Raw genomic sequence first — 16,934 nt, forward strand, 5'->3', positions numbered from 1 at the left:
TTATTCCAAATCTGAAGAGATGCATGACAAAGTGGTAGGTACGTTCATTGAGCGTGAATACTATCTTTCATAACAGATCTAACTATTGGAAGCATGACCGACCGCCGGACACTTTAATCACTGAGCGCTCTGCCAGTAACTGACCAAAGTAATTCAAATCACGATTAGCGGGAAAGTGCATATAAGCCGGAGCAGGTTCGCCTGCATCAGAAGGGTCAATATGTAACCGCGACCGGATCGCATCTTTGGCCGCATTTACCCCGATGATAATCGGCTTAAAGCTGGATTTGCTACGTGGAGTCGGACGCTTGGTGGGCCAGATAGGCGATCGCTTTCCTCCCCGGGCGGACTCCCCTTTAATGGCCCAGATGCGTCTGCCCAGCCGTTCACGGGCAAAATCATACACCCGCTGAGTATGGTGACCGCCGGAATCCATGCAAGCCGCCATAATGGTAAACCCGTAACCATCCGCCCGCCGCCAGATTTGTTTTAAGTAAGCATCCAGTCTCCGCCATGGTTCGTCAGTTTCCAGATCCCCTTCAATCACATCATAAGCAATAGACCAGCTTTCCTCATTCCGGCCCCAGCCGACCACCTCAATCTCAAAGCGCCCGCCTTGTGTATCAATCCCGGCAGTCAGTAACGCCACGCCATCCGGCACCTCAGCGGCCCAAACCTCACAGCGTTCAGCTAACTTACGCTCGCTAAGGGCTTTTTCACCCCGGTCTTCATAAGGCTCACCCAGCACCAGGTTAATGAAGGTCTGACGCATCAGGGGGTCATCTTTCACCCGCAGCCATTCCGCCACAAGGTGTTTCCATGCGGCATTCGGGAATAAACTGTAACCTGCCCAGATATGAAAACCAGCATGACCTTTAAAGGGCTGACTGGCCCGCCACTCACCCTGCTTTATCATGCCGGGCTTATCGCTGTGCTGGATCACACAACCATGATGCCGACAGACATAATAAGCGGTCTCCGGCAAGCCATTGCCCTGTTCATCCTTTTCCCATTTGATGCCATAAGGAGAGTCCGGGCTACCCCATTCCAGCACCTGATATTCCCCACAATGAGGACAAGGTACGTAATAGTAACGCTGGTCACTGTCCTTAAAGGCTTTCTCTATCCGGCTGGTTTCTTTAACTGTCGGGGTGGAACCCAGCACAATTTTCCGGTTCCAAAAGGTCTCTGAACGTTTGATGCCCAGCGCTATCTGATCCCCCTCTGCACCGGCACCGCCTGACGGATAACCGTCTACCTCATCAAATAAGATGATGCGACAGGTGATACGACGAAAGCCACCCGGTGAGTTCGCCCCGACCAGCGTCAGATTCGCCCCGTTCGAAAAGGTCTTTTTCAGGATAGTCTGGCTGGAATCTTTGGCTTTGGCTTCACCGGCGAGCGCTTTTAATGCCGGGGTATCCCGCAGCATCGGGGCAATCTCGCCCTTACTGTAATCCTCTGCATCCTCGACGCGGGGCTGTACGACCAGTATCGGTGACGGGTCATGCGACAGATAATACCCCACCACATGATCCAGTATCTTTGTGTACCCTACACGAGCAGACTTCATTACGGAAACCTGCGTGACGGCGGGATCGGTAATGGCATCCATCATGCCGTCCTGATAAGCAAAGGAGCGGAACTTACCGGTTTGAGCCGCATTCTCTCTGGATAACACCGCGTATTTATTGGCCCACTCACTTAAAGATAACGGCTCCGGGGGACGAATGTCAGACAGGCATTGATCTAGTGCAAGGGTAAAATTTTGCCATGCTGCATTATCCCCCCTGTTTACTGTGATCAAGGCTTAATTCCTCCATCGCCTCGTAGATGATTTCCTGTAAGGCTGCCACAAACTCCGTATCCGTAGAGGTGGTTGCCAAGGCTCTCAGTCGAGGACCGTGCTCAGGCGCGATAGCTATCAATCGGGTACGCAGACGGGCGTATTGCTGCCTGACCGCATCAATCATATCCTGCCACGGTAACACCTGACCGGATTTCAGGTCGTACTCATGCTGAGTCAGCAACGCCAGATAATTTTCCTTCATGGTGCGGGCTTCATCCAGTGTCATATCTGCTCCCCGCTCCGTGAGGATACGCTCCACAATTTTTGCCGGGGTATCCACTTCAGGCCTGTTACCTTGTTTGTTACCTGACTTGTTACCCTTGTTGTTACCCTGCGTGTTACCTTTGGCTTTTTTCTCACGGCGGGTAACCGTTTTTCGGTAGCGTTCAATGTTGGCGTTTGACGCTTCAACATCGATGTCGTCATCCGTCATAACCAGCCAGCCACGGGCTTTCCACGTGGTGACGGTCTTGCGGCTGACCCCATGCAATTTGGCAAATTCGGACTGATTCATCTGTTACCCTTGCGTGACCTGTTACCCAAATTTCAAAATGTTATAGCTAGTGAAATATCGCGGCGCGCAATGCCCATGATTTATAAGTGTTTTAGGAAGGACCCAAGCATTTTCATCTGCATCATCTGCGATAGTATCTCGGTGGCAGAGAGAAATTTCGGCGATCGAGCGTTGATGGACGGATATCACTGTCCGAATCATGCTCAGCTATCCCGGCTTCTACCAACTCAGTTATTAGCTCTTCTTTGCTCAGCGTTTTCAGGTGGTCGATCGCTTCACTAGCTTTATTGAAGTTCCTCTTTATTGCTATTGGCCCCAGTGACCCATCGCAACCCTGAACCCATACACCGCGCTGTTGTTGTGATTCTTCCACTTCCTTTAAATGAAATGACAACAATGATTTCAGGTCAGCTTCCGCAACAGCCTCAGCCTCAGTGTCACCTTTTAGTGATCTGATATGCTCAACATAGCGCAATGTCTCTTCTATCTGTGTTTTCAGTAAGGTCATTTGTCGCGTGTAACTGTGTATCATGATATTTAGCCTCTATTTCGCTGTTTTAATTGCTTCACTCAGTGCTCTGTTAATCGCTTGTGGTAACAATGCCTGAGCCATTTGATTTGCCCGCTCCTGATAACCCAGCACAGGTTCAACGGGTAGTGCATCACCGAACCGAATAAGCAATTTTGGTGGCCGTTGCTTCACTCTTGCTCTGCGTGTGCCGTTAGGTGAACGCTTCAGGCGGCGTTTGCCTTTCTTCACTTTCTTGGCTTTCTTACGCTGCCATACGCCATTGACGTCTTCTCCGTACCGCGTTGAGAGTTCACCAATGAATGTATCTTCCTTGCCTTTTAACTGGTTCAGTTTGTTACGAGGTAAGTTGCCATACTTATTGAGCTTGACGTTCTTGGGGTTGAGTAAGGCTGAGCCATTCAGTTTGTGAACTCCACCAACCTCGAACGGTTCCAGATAACTGGCCGCAGTGGGTAAGACAAACACCTTCGCGGTGAGATTATCTTTTCTCGCCCCTTTGCTTCTGACTGCCTTTACCGTAAAGGGTGTTGGGCTTTCCAGTTTGCGATTAAACGCGACCTTCTGCGCTTTCTCTATATCACGCACCACACTCGTCATCGCCTGAGCCATCGCAAAAGGGATTTGTTTTCTGATAGCCGCTAATTGATTGGAGAGATCTTTGAGATTAGCCATGCTTACCTCGTGATTTGTTGTATTACCTGCTTTTCACCATATCAGGCTAGGTAGTTCCTCACTTACCGCAATTAAGTGAAACTGATAAGTTGATTATTCTGCAATCAAAATAAGGAATAAGAAGAATGGCAAAAAAAGCAAATTTCACAGTCCGCGTTGAGTTACATAATGCAGATTCTAAAGATTATGAGAATTTGCATGAAAAAATGGAAAACGCTGGGTTTGGGCGCACTATTACCGCAGGCGGTATCGTTTACCGTCTACCCAATGCGGAATATTCAATTAGTAGTAATGAGTCTACAGATGAAATTCGCAACCTAGCTCGTAATACAGCGAAAAAAGTCAAACCTAATCCATCTGTTCTTGTTACTAAGTCTGACGGAACAAGAAGGTGGTCTGGCTTAAAGGAAGATTAACCTTCAGCTTCTTCTTCAGCGCCATCACCACCTCTTTTGGGATCTTCTGTTTCAAGCGCAATAAAACTATCTCTGATATTTCGGGCGATATATTTCGCCCTGCTCTCATCAATATAACGGCGAGACTCCATTTCTATATTAAGTGCATGGACTAGTGCTTCACGGGCTGCTTGTTGTGATTCATAGGGTAATTGGTTGAATTTCATCATGGCCTCAGTGGTTATTTATTCAATATCCGATAATCGGACTTTGCTTTTCTGTATAGCGATCACGACCCTGTGAATCAGGATGGCAATACAGGCCGTCTCTCCGGCTGTCACATCACTTTGTCTGCCTACAGCGGATGTTGCTGATAATGACCTGTTGTTCTCAGGGGCATGGGTTATTTTTGATTCTGTCAGTACGCTCGATGAAAAGGAGACATGTCATAGCTAATACCGACAGACGGCGATAACCCGGCGCAAAGGGATATCGGTATCGATACGCCTGAAGAGGTGTGCACAAAACAGAAGAGTTAAAACAAGGGATTAAGTCGTTTTGCCCAGCCCCTTGCGCACAAGCAAGACATTGAAAGACAATGAGTTTATGACTTTTGTCCAGCGTGAAAGTGCGCTAACTATCACAATCTATGCTCGATTTCTTTTTTACCGCCGCCAACCAACCCGAGAGCCATCTGACCGAGGTCATCAATTAACTTTTCGGCTTTATCGAGAGTAACCAGATCATCTTGTCGTTTTCTCAGTCTACGGCCTGCATCCGAGGAGTCTTCATCTGATGCTTTTCGGGCTTTTGTGACAATGTCCTGCATCTGTTGAATTGTGTAGCCAATGGATGGGGTGTGCGTATTGCTTTCTTTATCAGCCAAATCTAGCAACCACCGCCGAAGTGCTTTGGCGACCTTTGTTCGGGAAACCATTCCAATTAAATGAGCGCCCCTCGATGAGAATAAACGTGTATTGACGTCTCGTAAGCTATTGTTTATTCCATTCATCCTCACTTTGGTCACGGTTGTCATGCTTTCTGTAAACTCATCCTTATGGCGGTTATACAAATTTAAAACCTTATTGCTGTTTGCATATCCCAACAAATCTGCCAACGTCTCTGCTGTAAACCAAATCCTCCCGTCGCCATTATCAAAAGGGATGACTTCTTTTTCTTTAAAGACTAAGACATTCGACATCGCGTTTTACCTGCTCTATGAAATGAACCTTCGCCGAAATAGGAAACCAGCCCACCGAAGGCTCGCCAGCCATAACTGGTGACCTCGAAGGCTCATTTCGATAGGGTTAGGTTCGGTGCAATTGAGATGCGCTTTCGGTGCGCGGTGAAAATAAAAATGCCGCCAGTCCGTATGCGTAGGGTTCGCGGTGAGAACGAAGTGGCAGCATGAGTTATCCGTATTCCTTTAACCACTCAGGGAATGGGTAAAGAAATATTGGGTTTAGTTTCAGTTGATAACTAATTGTTAAGCATTATTCGCTTGTTGTTGCAGTGTGATGGGTTTATCAGGTTGTGTGGTAGTAATGCTGTAAACGATGCGGGTAATAACTATGAGAAAATATCTTCTTTACCTAATAGCTGGCTCAACGCTTTTAACTTCAACGCCAACCTATTCTGCGACTTGCTCGATGTTTACCCCAGGCAGCTCAGCATGGAGTAGCTGTTTAGTTCAATGTACAACGGTACACCCGGGAGTATGGAATTACATATTGTGCTTATAATAAAACGAAGTAGGACGGCACTCCCACCGTCCTCTCACTTACACTGTGCCCTAACATACTCCTGCAACCCCGAATTATTTGTTCTGAGGTAGCTACTCAGAATGTAGTTGGTTGAGCCACAGCACGAACCCAGCACATGATTCCCTTTTGCAGATCAGTCCGACCTTCAAGCAACCAACGCATATCAACATTTGTGTTGGGTTTTACGAGATGATCATAAAGTTGACCTATTTCCTCACCTAGTGTCTTAATCTTGTTCATGCAATCAATTTCATCTTGGGATAATTCACGATAGCCAGTGATTTTACGGTGTTGGTTTTCCATCATTTCCTCTGCATTCAGTTTTAATGTAATCCTGCAAATACCTCAGTTTCGCCCGGTCGTTGATGATGCCTTCTCGGATATCGAGAACAGCTTGTCCAGTTTCTCTAGGGAGTTCGACGGGGGTTGCATCGCCCACGCTGCCGGAGGAAGAGGCTTCATGCACGGGACAGGTGGCTTGGATGCGCAGCTTGCGACGACCAGCGGCAACATTAGCCCGAAGAGTATCGATTTCAGTCTTGGCATTGGCGAGTTTCTCTATGTATATTTCGTCTAATTTTGCAAGTTGTTCAAGACGCTCTTGCTGCTTATTTATCGCGAAAATCTGACTGTCATACTGCAATTTTAAGCTGGCGTATGCTTTGGACTTGTCCTGATACTCGCTGTAGTAGAACCAGAACAAGCCAGAGACCATCATAAGAGCAATTAGGGTGAAGTACTGGCTGCCAATCTTCATGACTGCCTTCCGACAAATTGGTCATACTTTTCTTTTAAAAACAATAATCCAAAAACAATTGGTGCCAAAACAACCAATACTGGCCACAAAAATGACATCAACAAAATGAAAGAAAATGACTCTGGATTGCTTTCTCGTCTTTCTATCAATGTAGAAATAATGAACGCCGCAATAAAACCGATAACATAAATCATTGGGCCCAGAATGATAATCATCGCTCAGCACCTCAAATGCCTGTGTGAATACGCCGTAGATGAGATTGAATCTCATGATAAAAACATCTGGCGTTCAGATGCCCTACGTTTAGTCAGACCGTTCATCACCTTACCCGCTGCCTTATTCCATCTCTGAAATTCATCGGCTGCACCTTGGTAGTCACCGGCATTGAGTTTCTTCAGTAAGGTAGAACGAGCAAAGTTACCCGCGCCACAATTGAAGATGAACGAGCACAGCGCATCAAACTGTCCCTGAGTCAGTGGTACCTTAACGGCTGATTTAAGGGTGAGGTAAATAGGCTTAAGATCATCATGCAGGAATGCTTCGGCCTGCTGTTCGGTGATGACTTGCCCCGGCTTGACGTCTTTTGTATGACCGTAGCCAATCGTCCACGGAATACCACCAGTCGCCGGATCGGGATAGGCTTTCAGTTTCAGGCCTTCATATTGCTTGATGCACTCCAAACCTTTATTGCTGATTTTCATCAGAAGTGCCCCGCTGTTATTCAGCTTCAGTCAGTAATTTTCCAACATCCCGACTACACATACTGGTGCAAACCTCTACTCCAGTGTCCAGAAAAATAGCTGTTCCACTATTACCGTTGTAGTCGATGGGCTGAAAATGCGTAATACGCTCTAAAACAACAGTGGTGGGATACATCCGGCTACTGATGCCATAAGGAGGAAAGTCATAGGTATTCATGATTCACCTGTCTTCATTCGGGATGTTTCACCCATTTCATATCGATCATCAATGAGTTCGTCGTCATCACCATTGAATTTAGCCATCGCATCACAGCAAATGGTACAGCAGCGGTAATGCATGATTTCACCGTCAAAAACCCATGTTGATAATCTGGCCGTGGATTTCGGAGGAATTATTTCATCGCAGATATAACAGCGAGCCGATTTGCGGGTTATACCGATTTTGTCTTTCAGGCAACGTTCAGTTCCATCACCAAAATCACCCGCAAATAAATCAAATGACAGGACAGCATCTACATACTCACTACATCTCGTTGTTGCCATTACTGCCTCCCGCTTTCTTCTCTGCCGCTTTACGCAGTAATTGACCAATGAAGTCTGTTCCCAGATAGCCAATTACCACACTACCGATGTAGGCCAAGTCAGGATTCAGACCAAACAGATTTAATACATCACGAATGAACCAAGCGAACATGGCACACATAAAGGCATCGATGGAGACCTTTAACCAGCCGCCGCCGTGATAGCGACCGCGAAGAAATGCCATCGTCCCGGCAAGCGTCGCCAAGATGCCTTGCTCTCTGACCGACACGAGCCAGTCACTGAGGTGTACCCAGATATTAGGATCTTCTTTCATCTTCATATTTCCACCCCATCAGAACAATGGGCGTCCGTGGGGTGAGTCTGTGGTCGCCCCTGTGAATTGGTTAAAAGTAATAAATTGATAGTTAAGGTATGTTGTTAGATCAGCCAAAATATTAACCATTCGAAGCGATGGCTGATTAGCTTCGGTGAGAAATCAATATGAGTAATTATTCGGACCTATGGAATACTATTAACCGTCGTATCTTTTCTGTTAGAAACATTAAAGTTAATCCACTTATAACGTCATTTAGTCAATCTGCCGAACAGTCCAAGGTGTTTTTACGCACCCTTCAAATATTCATCTTGGAGGATATACTTAGGCAACACAGAGAAAAGTACGCGACCATTTTTGAGCCACTTAATGGTGAAAAAGCGCTGAATCACAAAATTTTTATCAAAACAGGGAATAACATAGGTTTAATTAAATCAATGTCTCTTGAGGATAAAATATTGACCTTACAAGACGAAATAAAGATTAAACATCTATCCCCCGAAGCCAAACGCTATACTGAAATACATATGATGCCGGATGTATCTATTACTTTTGATAACTTTCTTCCTGAAGAATGGGAACATGAGGAAAATAAAATTTTTCTTGCTCCACTAGAGGTTGATATTTCTTAATGATTTTTTCAATCTCCTGAAGCCGCTCTAACTCTGCGGCTTTTTCGTTTTTAGCATCAATGTACGCTTTTAACATTTCCGCTTGATATCTCAGCCAATAATACAAATCCTCATCACTTAATGCATCCCGGACAATATAAGGCTGGTTGTTTTCCAGCTCTCGTGATCGAACTGAAATCCAATATGGCAATAACTCTTCATCGCCATCAAGTGCTATATCATTTTTTTTGATTATACCGGTCTCTTTCATGTGATTCCTCTAGACGAAAAAAGGCCGCCTAAGCGACCCTGTAGTGAATAGGTGCGGGAGCCGATCCCCGCTGTCGGGCAGTGTTATAAGGTGCCAGCCGCAATAGGAGATACTGAGGTTATGGGAGTGATTGCGGTGGCATAAACAGAAAAGGCCGCATTAAGCAGCCTTGAATTCAGGGTGTAATTTATTTCCAGTTGAAGCAAAAAGACAATGTGTTACCTACGTTTTGTTTTAGTAGGTCTCCTAGTTGTTTTGCGCCATCAGAATTATAGTTGAAATAAGTTTTAGGATCATGGCCAGAAGCGCCAGAAGCGTAGGCAGAGCCTAGATAATAAGTGAAACCACCAACTGTTACCTCAAGATTCTTACTGGCTAAGCCTAGTTGGTTTTGAATGTCAAATTGAAATTGTATTAAATTAAAAGCATCGATGGGAGCCTCAACTAAAACAAACGCTAAAATGCTTTTAATATCTATAGTACTTTGAAGGTTAGTCAAAGTGCCAAAAGTAAATACACTTGTAACTAAACACCCCCAATATTGACCATCACTGTCACTAAATTGGCGAGTTCCTATTTTAAGATCAAAAGACAACATGCAATCATCCAGCTTATTAACATCAGACATAAACACCTCACTTTATTATTCGTTAAAGGTCATTTCATCCTACTGCTAACTAGCCAGTTAATATTACTGAGGTCAGGTTCTTATCTCAATTGAATAGCCTGTAATAGAATCAATACGCCTTAAAATAGGGTGGCGTATTATAAAGTTTATCTGTTAGTCGAGTGCGTGATTCAGTGAGGTGTATATTTGAAGTTTGGTGCTGATATGACTTAATTTGTAGGGATCGAGATGCTGCTTACATCAACCAAAATCACATATAACATACTGATTTAATATGGTATATGGTGCTGCTCGACCCTGATCTAACTACTTGAATTTGTTCCGATACTGTAGAATAACTTTCAACAATACCGTCATCCAGACGGTAGCCTGAGTAGACGCACCTTAAACAGGTCTTAATGCCTCTCAAGGAGGTGACAAGGATATTACTCTGAACATCCCGAACTCACGGGATTTCGAACTACTGCATATTTTGCAGGGGTTGGATAACTCGTAATGTTCGAGATGCTACTCACATTGACAAAATGGGGCTCTTGCTTACTTAAGAAAAAACCACTTACGATAATTTTTGGTGAAGAAATAATAAATTCTTTACCTGTGAAGGTTATTGCCATTTTTTACCCTTAGGAGATTTGATGAAAATAAACCAACAAGAAGATGGTGAGGTATCTTTTGATTGCCCGGTATCTTCCATTAATGTAGACACGACAAATTCAGTTTCTGATACAACTGAAAATGGTAAAGATATTTCCATTAGAACAGTGATATATAGCAATGGGGGAAAAGCTGTTATTACTACCAATAATGCAACGAAAAAATTCAATTTTGAAGGTGAAAATGTTTTAGCTTCGATTGCTTCAAATGGAGAGACTCCCGAAGCTGCAATTCTGACTATAAAGAGTAAATGATGTCATATTACATAGCCGCCAGTTTGGTGGCTTTTTATAAAGCAATAAATCCTCGGTAGTTGAATAAATCCATCGAACTCATCTTGCATGGGGTGATCTCTTTTTCGCTGAAAATCAGGTTAATCAACTGATTTATATAGCATGAAGGGGTGTTCTCTCACGAACACTTGAATCATTTCGATATCAAGATTGCTACACCATTGGCTGACCGCTCACGTGATTAAAGTCTCATTCACCCCCGTGCGGCGAGATTTTAACATATGTGAACGGTCAACAAATGGCATAGATGATTGTTTAGGATATTACTTTTGACACAAACAAAAAACCCCGCGAGTGCGAGGTCTGAAATTAATAAGCTGTGTGACATTGCTATCACTCTTATCACAATAGCAGCATTTTTACGTACGTAAAGCTATTTTTAGAAGTTACTGCATAATTGATGGGAGCTAATACTCTGCGGTGCTAACTGGACGCATTTGTCCATTTCCAGTGCGACATCCAGCATCATTAACATACCTTCAATAACACCTTCGGCCTTTTGAAGCTTCTTCCCGATGTGTCCATCAGAACACTCATGATTTCGCGCCAATTGCATGAACGTTTTACCAAAGACGTAATAATCAAATAGCAAATCATGTGCCTCGTTATTATTCTTGTTCAGTCTCGCCATGCAGCTAGAAATTATGAGGGCATCATCATCACAGCATTGTGGGCGTGATTTCACTCTGTTCGGGATTAACCCCTTAAAACCTGCTGCAATGGATGACCAGTAAACACCGTCACTGTTATCAGCCGCCCATGCTCCCCAGCGTTCCAATACCATCTGAATATCACGCATTATGCTGTCTCCGCTGTCTTTCTCGTAAACTCTATTCCTCTGGCCTGATCCCCGTTCTGGAGCAGGTCATTAAAATCCCCACGGTCGGGCCAGCGAACGCTGACTTTTTCAACATCGTTATTCGCCTGTAAATTCTTACGGGCGCACTCCATCGCGGCAGCATGACCCGTGGCGCTCCAGTCGTTATCTGCAAAGACAATGAGATGCTTCACGCCCTGTGGGGCAATGAATTTCGCCATATACCCGGCATTCATGGTTGACCATGTGTTCACGCCGTAAATTTGCTTACAGGACAAGGCAGTCTCAATCCCTTCGGCAATCCCCAGTGTGGAATCCACCGGAAACAGACGAATAGCCACTGATTGGGCATAGGTGCGATAATTCTCTTCCTGCATCGCATCGAGTTTCTTTTGCGGAGTAATGTTGGCCTTTCTGCCCCCGTCTAAATACGTCCGGTGCAGATAACACGCTAACCCTTTTGAATCGGTAGCCAGTGCCCATATCGCTTGCAGGGTGCCGTTGCGGACAGGCTGTTCGGCGCAATATTTCACGTTATCAGCAGGCAGAACATGAATGCCTCGATTACGCAGATAAGCCTCACCCTGTGTACCTCTCAGGTGGGATAAATTGGCGTAGCAGGCCGTGACTTTGTTGCGGAACGCGGTGATATTGGTTTCTTTTTTCACTGTGCTGCGTTTGTCCGATTGGATACCCAGCAACAGATCAATCTCGTCCGCCAATGTCTTGTACTCTTTTCCCTGCGTCAGGGTGAGTAGCTTCCAGCCATCCCCGGCATTGCAGGTACAAATGAACGTGCCTCTGCCTTCCCGATCATCAATACGAAAGCTGCCTTTCCGCTCGCATATCGGGCATTTTCCTTTAAAGTGACGCTTGCCGGTTACGGGTGGTAACTGGTAGTAATTAAAAATCTCAGGCCAGCGACCGATGACGGCATCGGCGGTTTTGATTCTGTTCATCGTGTTTCTCCCTGTGGCATACCGAAGCGTTCACGGATATCACTGAGGCGGTGCTGAATCACATCAGGCTCAAGTGAGAGCTGCTCTTTAGCGGGGGCTTGCTCGGCTTTCTTGCGAGACTTCGCCCACTGAATTTGCTTATGCTTGATGAAGTTGTTCACTTCGGGGGTCAGTTCCTGCGGGGTGTCATGAAAACCGCGAGGCCAGACACCGAACTTTTCCTTAAACGTATTGGCTACCCAACCATCACTGAACGTCTTACCCTGTGAAGCCCGTTGATTCTGGTAATACTTTAATTGCGAGTAGAAACTCTGCTTTTCAGCCTGGGTGTAAACCCGCTCTTTTTTACTGAGTTTTTGGATAGAGCGGCTGGTATCTACGTCGATGTCTTCCCCGGTCAGTGGCTTAAAATCACACTTCGGGCAGACATAGACTCCGGCAGGCTTCATGTAGTGACAGCTGGGACATTCTTTCGGCAGCTTCTCCCGCTTTTCCTGCTCCCGGTGGCTGGAGTTAGTCTTCATGCCATCATTTTTACTGGGCAGCTCGTCATATTCGATATCATCGGGATAGCCGAGACGGTGGACGGTGCCGGAGTGATCGAAGATAAGGCAGGTTTCTTTACCCGGCGCGGTACGTAAGCCTCTGCCGAGACATTGAGTCCAACGAATCTCTGATTTGGTGGGCCTTGCATAAATGATGCAGCGCACATCACTATCAAACCCGGCAATTAAGGTGCCAACATTCACAATGACTTTCGTTGCGCCCTGCTCGAAGCGGTGAATAATAATCTGCCGTTCTTCGTGGGGGGTCTGGGCGGTAATAATCTCTGCATTCACCCCGGCGCGATCAAATTCGACCGTGACAAAGTTGGCATGACTGACCGTGACGCAAAAACAGATCGTTGGCTGATTATTACCATTGGCTAACCAGTTACTCACGATATCGCCCACCAGATCAGCACCACACATGATTTCAGCAATCTCAGCCTCTTTATAATCACTGCCGAATTCCGCGCTGCTATTGGATTTCACCCCACTTAAATCCGGTTTCATTGGCGCATAGAATTCATACCGGCTTAAATCACCACGCTGGATCAGCTCTTTCATGGTGGTCGGCTTAATCAGTTTTTCGTAGTAATGACCGAGGAACGGGGCAAATGGCGTGCCTGATAACCCAATGACCGGGATATCACTATCACGGATAATTTCCAGCATCCGCTTACGGCGCAGGTGGGCCTCGTCGATAATCAACAGATCGATATTGTCCGGGAACTCACGGCGGATAATCGTATCGGCTGACGCAATCTGAATGAGCCGGGTCGGGTCGTAGTTCGGATGGTCACGCCACACATAACTGATTTCGTGTGCTGGCAAGCCGTACTTAACAAAATTTTTCGCAGTCTGGTCTACGAGGATGGTACAGCAGTAGAATTAATTTGGTTTGTGGTAATAACCTTGCCCGTATATCCACCAGCAAAAATAAGCCTGTAAATTGCCGGGCAATAGGTACAGATAAAATATCTGTATTAGCCATTACGCACTGACTCCAAACGTTCATCTAAGCGAGCGGCAATAATGCGCTGATTAATCCAGGCATCTATTTCACTTTCGATAAACGCAGAAGCGCGTTCGCCGGTCTTTATTTGTTTGGGGAATTTCCCTTCGGAAATGTATTTGTATACCGTGGACTTGCCTAAACCAGTACGGCGACAAACTTCGGGTAACCGTAAAGTCGCCTTACCGGTGAAAGCAGCAGCGACTATTAACACCGTCACCTTGTTTGCCAAAAACAAAGGGGCACACGGTAACGGTATTGATATCAGTCTCAATTTCCGGGGGCAGGCCGGCGGGGAAGAGACGCCAACCGGCATGTCGTTACGCATCACACCCATGACCGGCGGCGCAGGCGCCCCCGAGCTGAAAGACGGTCTGGCGAATTTAAATGACCGGGCCTTTGATTTTATCGTCAACCCGTACACCGACACCGTGTCACTGGATGAAGTCAAAGCCTTCTTGTCTGATACCGGTGGGCGCTGGTCATGGGAGCAGCAATTGTACGGCCATGCGTTCAGCGTGGTCAGTGGCACCTATGGCGAGTTAGCCGATGCGGGTGAGCGGCGTAATAACCAGCATGAGACGCTGTTAGGGGTCACCAAATCCCCGACACCGGACTACATCTGGGCGGCAGCAATCACTGGTGCCGTAGCACCGAGCCTCCGAAATGACCCCGGCAGGCCACTGCAAACCTTGCCGGTGGCAGGGGTATTATCGCCAGCCGCAGAACACCAGCTTGACCTGATGGACCGCAATAACCTGTTACACAGTGGGATTTCCACGTTTACGGTCGCGGACGATGGCACGGTACAGATTGAGAACCTCATCAGCACCTACCAGAAAAACCCGTATGGCGACAACGATGACAGCTATCTCCAGATAGAAACGCTGTTTTTGCTGATGTACGTCTCGCGCTACATCCGTACTCAAATTACGTCAAAGTTGGGCCGAATGAAACTGGCAAAAGACGGCACCCGTTTTGCCCCTGGCTCGGCGATTGTGACGCCCAATATTGTCAGGGCAGAGCTGATCGCTCAATACAAGACACTGGAGTACAACGGCTATGTGCAGGACTCAAAAGCCTTTGCGGATGGTCTGAAGGTGGAAATTAACGCCCAGAACCCGAACCGGCTCGATGTTCTCTGGACAGGCACGCTGATTAATCAGTTGCGGGTCTTTGCCCTGTTAAACCAGTTCCGACTGCAACCCACTTCATAAGGAACCCTCATGGGAAATACCACTAACCGGCTGGCAGGCACGGCTTATGCCAGCGTTAACGGGATCTCCATTATGGTGGTCGGGGATTTTACCTACAGTCCCTCCACCATTACCCGTGAAACATTAACCGGTATGGATTATGTCCACGGGTACAAAGAAAAACCCAATGCCCCGTATATCTCCTGTCGGGTACGTGACAGCGGCGGTACGACGGTGGCGGATTTTAACAACCAGACCAACGTCACCATCGTGGTGGAACTGGCGAACGGCAAGACCATTAACCCGCTAAAAGAATCTGGAAGGCAACCTCGCGGTATTCGCAATAATAATCCCGGTAATTTAACAGCAGCTCCTCATGCTGTGGGTAAAGATTATGGTAATAATCATACTTATGTGAAATTTGACACGGCCCATGATGGTTTATCGGCAATGGCTCGTCAGTTGATGCTCGATGCAGAAAGGGGTCTTAATACTATTGAACTCTTTCTTGATAAATACGCTTCTGAAGAGGCCGGAAACAATACAGAGGCTTATGTACGTTCAGTTTCTCAACGAACTGGATACGCCCGTAATCAACGCCTAGATATGCATGACCCAGAGGTGTTAAATAACCTGATGGCTGCCATGATTAAACATGAAAATGACAATATAAACCCATATAGCTATGAGCAGATAAAAGAGGGTGTTAATGACGCTATTCATAGCGATCGCTGGAGGGGATTACGAAAACCAGAAATAATTAGAGAGCAACGCTTGCAGCATCCTCGAAATAAACGAGAGTCGCAGCCCGAACCATCGCTTTATGGTAATAAAAAAGAGTCTGAATCACAGATGGATATCGTACAGAGCATGGCAAAGGCATTTCAAGAAGCCATTGCAGGCAAACCATTTCAACTCGAAGTCACTTTAGTTAATGATAAGACGGGAGAACGCCAAAGATTTCAGTCAAAGCCTGGGGGAAAAGTGACAACTTCCATGCAGCAACCTTGATTTGATTGTTTTTTGCTCAAAAATATTACTTTTATTATATTATTAATATGGTAACTCACATTGAAATTTTCTGTCGGAGGGAGACAAGTGCTAAAGAAAATAGCTGCTTTCTTGTTTCTGGTATCAACTGTGGCTAGTTCTGCCAGTTTCGATTGTGCAAAGGCAACAAGCAAGACTGAGAAGCTGATTTGCGCCACACCGATCCTGTCTCAGGCTGATGATGCCCTACTTATCGCTTATACTCACGCAAAAATAGCTACAGATAATAGTGACGGTTTTAAAGCATTAGTCAGGAAAAACTGGAAGCTACGTGAGAAGAATTGCGATACGGTCAAATGCCTTCAAGATTGGTACAGACAATCATCTGAAATATACCATCGAATTGCAGCAACCAGAGAAGAAGGTGAAAAAGCCAACAGCACTTATTTTTACAATACGTCAGCAAAATTTAAAGGCACTTTAAAATAGTGAATTGGAGGGCTTTCCGTCATTAAGATTGGATCATCTTATTTCTGTTTCATCTAGTGATGGTGTTTACGATGAAACAGAACCTTTTGAGCATGGTGTTGCCGTGATGCAATTGGCTATGACTAAAAAAGAACAATGGAATATCTTTGAAAAACTAATAGGAAAGAAAGTGTCAGTGACATGTAATTTATACCATGCAGTTACGATACATCATAAAACTCCAGTAATGTGTCTTGTTGATAAGATAGAGTCTGTAAGACGTTAAACTAAATAGCTGCGTCAAGAGGCTTTATCCTATTTTGGGGAATAAATTCTGTTAATGACTATTAATTAACCTGAGCTTCGCTTAAGAAGGGAACTAAAGTGCCTGAGGCACGATCAAAGTTTTTGCTAAAGAAAACAAAATCGTGGAGATCCTCAGGCATGTATA

General features: G+C 45.7%; 25 protein-coding genes and 4 pseudogenes. 9 read left to right on the forward strand and 20 right to left on the reverse strand.

Annotation, left to right across the window (positions count from 1 at the left end; translation table 11 throughout):
• Nucleotides 1-82: 82 nt before the first annotated feature.
• The 4 genes from Xsto_RS18600 to Xsto_RS18615 form a co-directional block, all read right to left on the reverse strand.
• A complete protein-coding gene (locus tag Xsto_RS18600) occupies nt 83-1,807 on the reverse strand; it encodes a phage terminase large subunit family protein (RefSeq protein ID WP_244590446.1) in 1,725 nt (574 codons plus the stop codon).
• Nucleotides 1,782-2,363 carry an RNA polymerase subunit sigma-70 gene (locus Xsto_RS18605; protein ID WP_099126017.1) on the reverse strand — a complete coding sequence of 194 codons (582 nt, stop codon included), beginning with the start codon at nt 2,361-2,363 and terminating at the stop codon, nt 1,782-1,784. The genes Xsto_RS18600 and Xsto_RS18605 overlap by 26 nt, the downstream gene beginning before the upstream one ends.
• Nucleotides 2,364-2,484: 121 nt before the next feature.
• A complete protein-coding gene (locus Xsto_RS18610) occupies nt 2,485-2,895 on the reverse strand; it encodes a hypothetical protein (protein WP_099126018.1) in 411 nt (136 codons plus the stop codon).
• Between the two features lie 12 nt (nt 2,896-2,907).
• On the reverse strand, nt 2,908-3,567 hold the full coding sequence (locus Xsto_RS18615; protein ID WP_099126019.1) for a hypothetical protein: 660 nt from the start codon (nt 3,565-3,567) through the stop codon (nt 2,908-2,910).
• Between the two features lie 125 nt (nt 3,568-3,692).
• Between Xsto_RS18615 and ghoS the strand changes: the two genes are divergently transcribed.
• Nucleotides 3,693-3,983, forward strand: a complete 291-nt coding sequence (gene ghoS, locus Xsto_RS18620) for a type V toxin-antitoxin system endoribonuclease antitoxin GhoS (RefSeq protein WP_099126020.1) — start codon at nt 3,693-3,695, stop codon at nt 3,981-3,983.
• On the opposite strand, the gene Xsto_RS18625 is transcribed toward ghoS, so the two are convergent.
• Nucleotides 3,980-4,192 (reverse strand): hypothetical protein, encoded by a 213-nt coding sequence (locus Xsto_RS18625; protein ID WP_141554539.1) that lies wholly within the window; start codon nt 4,190-4,192, stop codon nt 3,980-3,982. The two genes, ghoS and Xsto_RS18625, sit on opposite strands and share 4 nt — an antisense overlap.
• A 79-nt stretch (nt 4,193-4,271) precedes the next feature.
• Here Xsto_RS18625 and Xsto_RS21665 point away from each other — a divergent pair, with 79 nt between their 5' ends.
• Nucleotides 4,272-4,418 carry a hypothetical protein gene (locus Xsto_RS21665; RefSeq protein WP_169926692.1) on the forward strand — a complete coding sequence of 49 codons (147 nt, stop codon included), beginning with the start codon at nt 4,272-4,274 and terminating at the stop codon, nt 4,416-4,418.
• Nucleotides 4,419-4,602: 184 nt separating this feature from the next.
• Here Xsto_RS21665 and Xsto_RS18630 read toward each other — a convergent pair whose 3' ends face one another.
• The gene (locus Xsto_RS18630) at nt 4,603-5,163 is read right to left on the reverse strand and encodes a BRO-N domain-containing protein (RefSeq protein ID WP_099126022.1); all 561 of its coding nucleotides are present in this window, start codon (nt 5,161-5,163) and stop codon (nt 4,603-4,605) included.
• A gap of 282 nt (nt 5,164-5,445) precedes the next feature.
• Between Xsto_RS18630 and Xsto_RS21240 the strand changes: the two genes are divergently transcribed.
• Nucleotides 5,446-5,643, forward strand: coding sequence for a hypothetical protein (locus tag Xsto_RS21240; protein WP_141554540.1), 198 nt, complete (start codon nt 5,446-5,448; stop codon nt 5,641-5,643).
• 157 nt (nt 5,644-5,800) lie between these two features.
• Here Xsto_RS21240 and Xsto_RS18635 read toward each other — a convergent pair whose 3' ends face one another.
• From Xsto_RS18635 to Xsto_RS18665, 7 genes are read right to left on the reverse strand one after another with little or no spacing between them, the layout of a single operon-like run.
• Nucleotides 5,801-6,028: an Acb2/Tad1 domain-containing protein gene (locus Xsto_RS18635; protein ID WP_099126023.1), complete on the reverse strand. Its 228-nt coding sequence runs from the start codon at nt 6,026-6,028 to the stop codon at nt 5,801-5,803.
• Nucleotides 6,009-6,482, reverse strand: coding sequence for a lysis protein (locus Xsto_RS18640; protein ID WP_099126024.1), 474 nt, complete (start codon nt 6,480-6,482; stop codon nt 6,009-6,011). The genes Xsto_RS18635 and Xsto_RS18640 overlap by 20 nt, the downstream gene beginning before the upstream one ends.
• Nucleotides 6,479-6,697 (reverse strand): hypothetical protein, encoded by a 219-nt coding sequence (locus Xsto_RS18645; protein WP_099126025.1) that lies wholly within the window; start codon nt 6,695-6,697, stop codon nt 6,479-6,481. The genes Xsto_RS18640 and Xsto_RS18645 overlap by 4 nt, the downstream gene beginning before the upstream one ends.
• A 51-nt stretch (nt 6,698-6,748) precedes the next feature.
• Nucleotides 6,749-7,183, reverse strand: coding sequence for a lysozyme (locus Xsto_RS18650; protein ID WP_099126026.1), 435 nt, complete (start codon nt 7,181-7,183; stop codon nt 6,749-6,751).
• Nucleotides 7,184-7,199: 16 nt separating this feature from the next.
• Entirely contained in the window at nt 7,200-7,400 is a 201-nt protein-coding gene (locus tag Xsto_RS18655; RefSeq protein WP_099126027.1) for a hypothetical protein, read from the reverse strand.
• On the reverse strand, nt 7,397-7,726 hold the full coding sequence (locus tag Xsto_RS18660) for a hypothetical protein (protein WP_099126028.1): 330 nt from the start codon (nt 7,724-7,726) through the stop codon (nt 7,397-7,399). Before Xsto_RS18660 ends, Xsto_RS18655 begins: the two co-directional genes overlap by 4 nt.
• Nucleotides 7,707-8,039 carry a phage holin, lambda family gene (locus Xsto_RS18665; protein ID WP_211284352.1) on the reverse strand — a complete coding sequence of 111 codons (333 nt, stop codon included), beginning with the start codon at nt 8,037-8,039 and terminating at the stop codon, nt 7,707-7,709. The genes Xsto_RS18660 and Xsto_RS18665 overlap by 20 nt, the downstream gene beginning before the upstream one ends.
• A 167-nt stretch (nt 8,040-8,206) precedes the next feature.
• Between Xsto_RS18665 and Xsto_RS23040 the strand changes: the two genes are divergently transcribed.
• Nucleotides 8,207-8,671 (forward strand): ECs1072 family phage-associated protein, encoded by a 465-nt coding sequence (locus Xsto_RS23040; protein WP_099126030.1) that lies wholly within the window; start codon nt 8,207-8,209, stop codon nt 8,669-8,671.
• On the opposite strand, the gene Xsto_RS21245 is transcribed toward Xsto_RS23040, so the two are convergent.
• Together Xsto_RS21245 and Xsto_RS18675 are read right to left on the reverse strand one after the other, a co-directional pair.
• Nucleotides 8,586-8,921, reverse strand: coding sequence for a hypothetical protein (locus Xsto_RS21245; protein WP_141554541.1), 336 nt, complete (start codon nt 8,919-8,921; stop codon nt 8,586-8,588). The genes Xsto_RS23040 and Xsto_RS21245 overlap by 86 nt on opposite strands.
• A 187-nt stretch (nt 8,922-9,108) precedes the next feature.
• A pseudogene (locus tag Xsto_RS18675) lies at nt 9,109-9,528 on the reverse strand (DUF7823 domain-containing protein); the annotation flags it as partial.
• A 656-nt stretch (nt 9,529-10,184) separates the two neighbouring features.
• Between Xsto_RS18675 and Xsto_RS18680 the strand changes: the two are divergent.
• A complete protein-coding gene (locus tag Xsto_RS18680) occupies nt 10,185-10,457 on the forward strand; it encodes a hypothetical protein (RefSeq protein ID WP_099126032.1) in 273 nt (90 codons plus the stop codon).
• 418 nt (nt 10,458-10,875) lie between these two features.
• Here Xsto_RS18680 and Xsto_RS18685 read toward each other — a convergent pair whose 3' ends face one another.
• From Xsto_RS18685 to Xsto_RS18700, 5 genes and pseudogenes are all read right to left on the reverse strand, one after another.
• Nucleotides 10,876-11,295, reverse strand: coding sequence for an antiterminator Q family protein (locus Xsto_RS18685; RefSeq protein ID WP_099126033.1), 420 nt, complete (start codon nt 11,293-11,295; stop codon nt 10,876-10,878).
• The gene (locus Xsto_RS18690; protein WP_099126034.1) at nt 11,295-12,272 is read right to left on the reverse strand and encodes a toprim domain-containing protein; all 978 of its coding nucleotides are present in this window, start codon (nt 12,270-12,272) and stop codon (nt 11,295-11,297) included. Before Xsto_RS18690 ends, Xsto_RS18685 begins: the two co-directional genes overlap by 1 nt.
• A pseudogene (locus tag Xsto_RS18695) lies at nt 12,269-13,693 on the reverse strand (DEAD/DEAH box helicase); the annotation flags it as partial. The gene Xsto_RS18690 and the pseudogene Xsto_RS18695, both read right to left, overlap by 4 nt.
• On the reverse strand, nt 13,656-13,808 hold the full coding sequence (locus tag Xsto_RS21670; protein ID WP_169926693.1) for a hypothetical protein: 153 nt from the start codon (nt 13,806-13,808) through the stop codon (nt 13,656-13,658). The pseudogene Xsto_RS18695 and the gene Xsto_RS21670, both read right to left, overlap by 38 nt.
• On the reverse strand, nt 13,801-14,043 hold the full coding sequence (locus Xsto_RS18700; protein ID WP_422646218.1) for a helix-turn-helix transcriptional regulator: 243 nt from the start codon (nt 14,041-14,043) through the stop codon (nt 13,801-13,803). The genes Xsto_RS21670 and Xsto_RS18700 overlap by 8 nt, the downstream gene beginning before the upstream one ends.
• 7 nt (nt 14,044-14,050) lie before the next feature.
• On the opposite strand from Xsto_RS18700, the pseudogene Xsto_RS18705 reads away from it, so the two are divergent.
• From Xsto_RS18705 to Xsto_RS22395, 4 genes and pseudogenes are all read left to right on the forward strand, one after another.
• Nucleotides 14,051-15,046 (forward strand): annotated as a pseudogene (locus Xsto_RS18705) (phage tail sheath subtilisin-like domain-containing protein); the annotation flags it as partial.
• A gap of 9 nt (nt 15,047-15,055) precedes the next feature.
• Nucleotides 15,056-15,325 (forward strand): annotated as a pseudogene (locus Xsto_RS22385) (phage tail tube protein); the annotation flags it as partial.
• Nucleotides 15,326-16,123: 798 nt separating this feature from the next.
• Nucleotides 16,124-16,504: a lysozyme inhibitor LprI family protein gene (locus Xsto_RS22390; protein ID WP_244590447.1), complete on the forward strand. Its 381-nt coding sequence runs from the start codon at nt 16,124-16,126 to the stop codon at nt 16,502-16,504.
• 118 nt (nt 16,505-16,622) lie between these two features.
• A complete protein-coding gene (locus tag Xsto_RS22395) occupies nt 16,623-16,769 on the forward strand; it encodes a DUF4431 domain-containing protein (RefSeq protein WP_244590449.1) in 147 nt (48 codons plus the stop codon).
• Nucleotides 16,770-16,934: the final 165 nt, after the last annotated feature.

The organism is Xenorhabdus stockiae, from assembly GCF_002632825.1.
GTDB classification, from domain to species: Bacteria; Pseudomonadota; Gammaproteobacteria; order Enterobacterales; family Enterobacteriaceae; genus Xenorhabdus; species Xenorhabdus stockiae.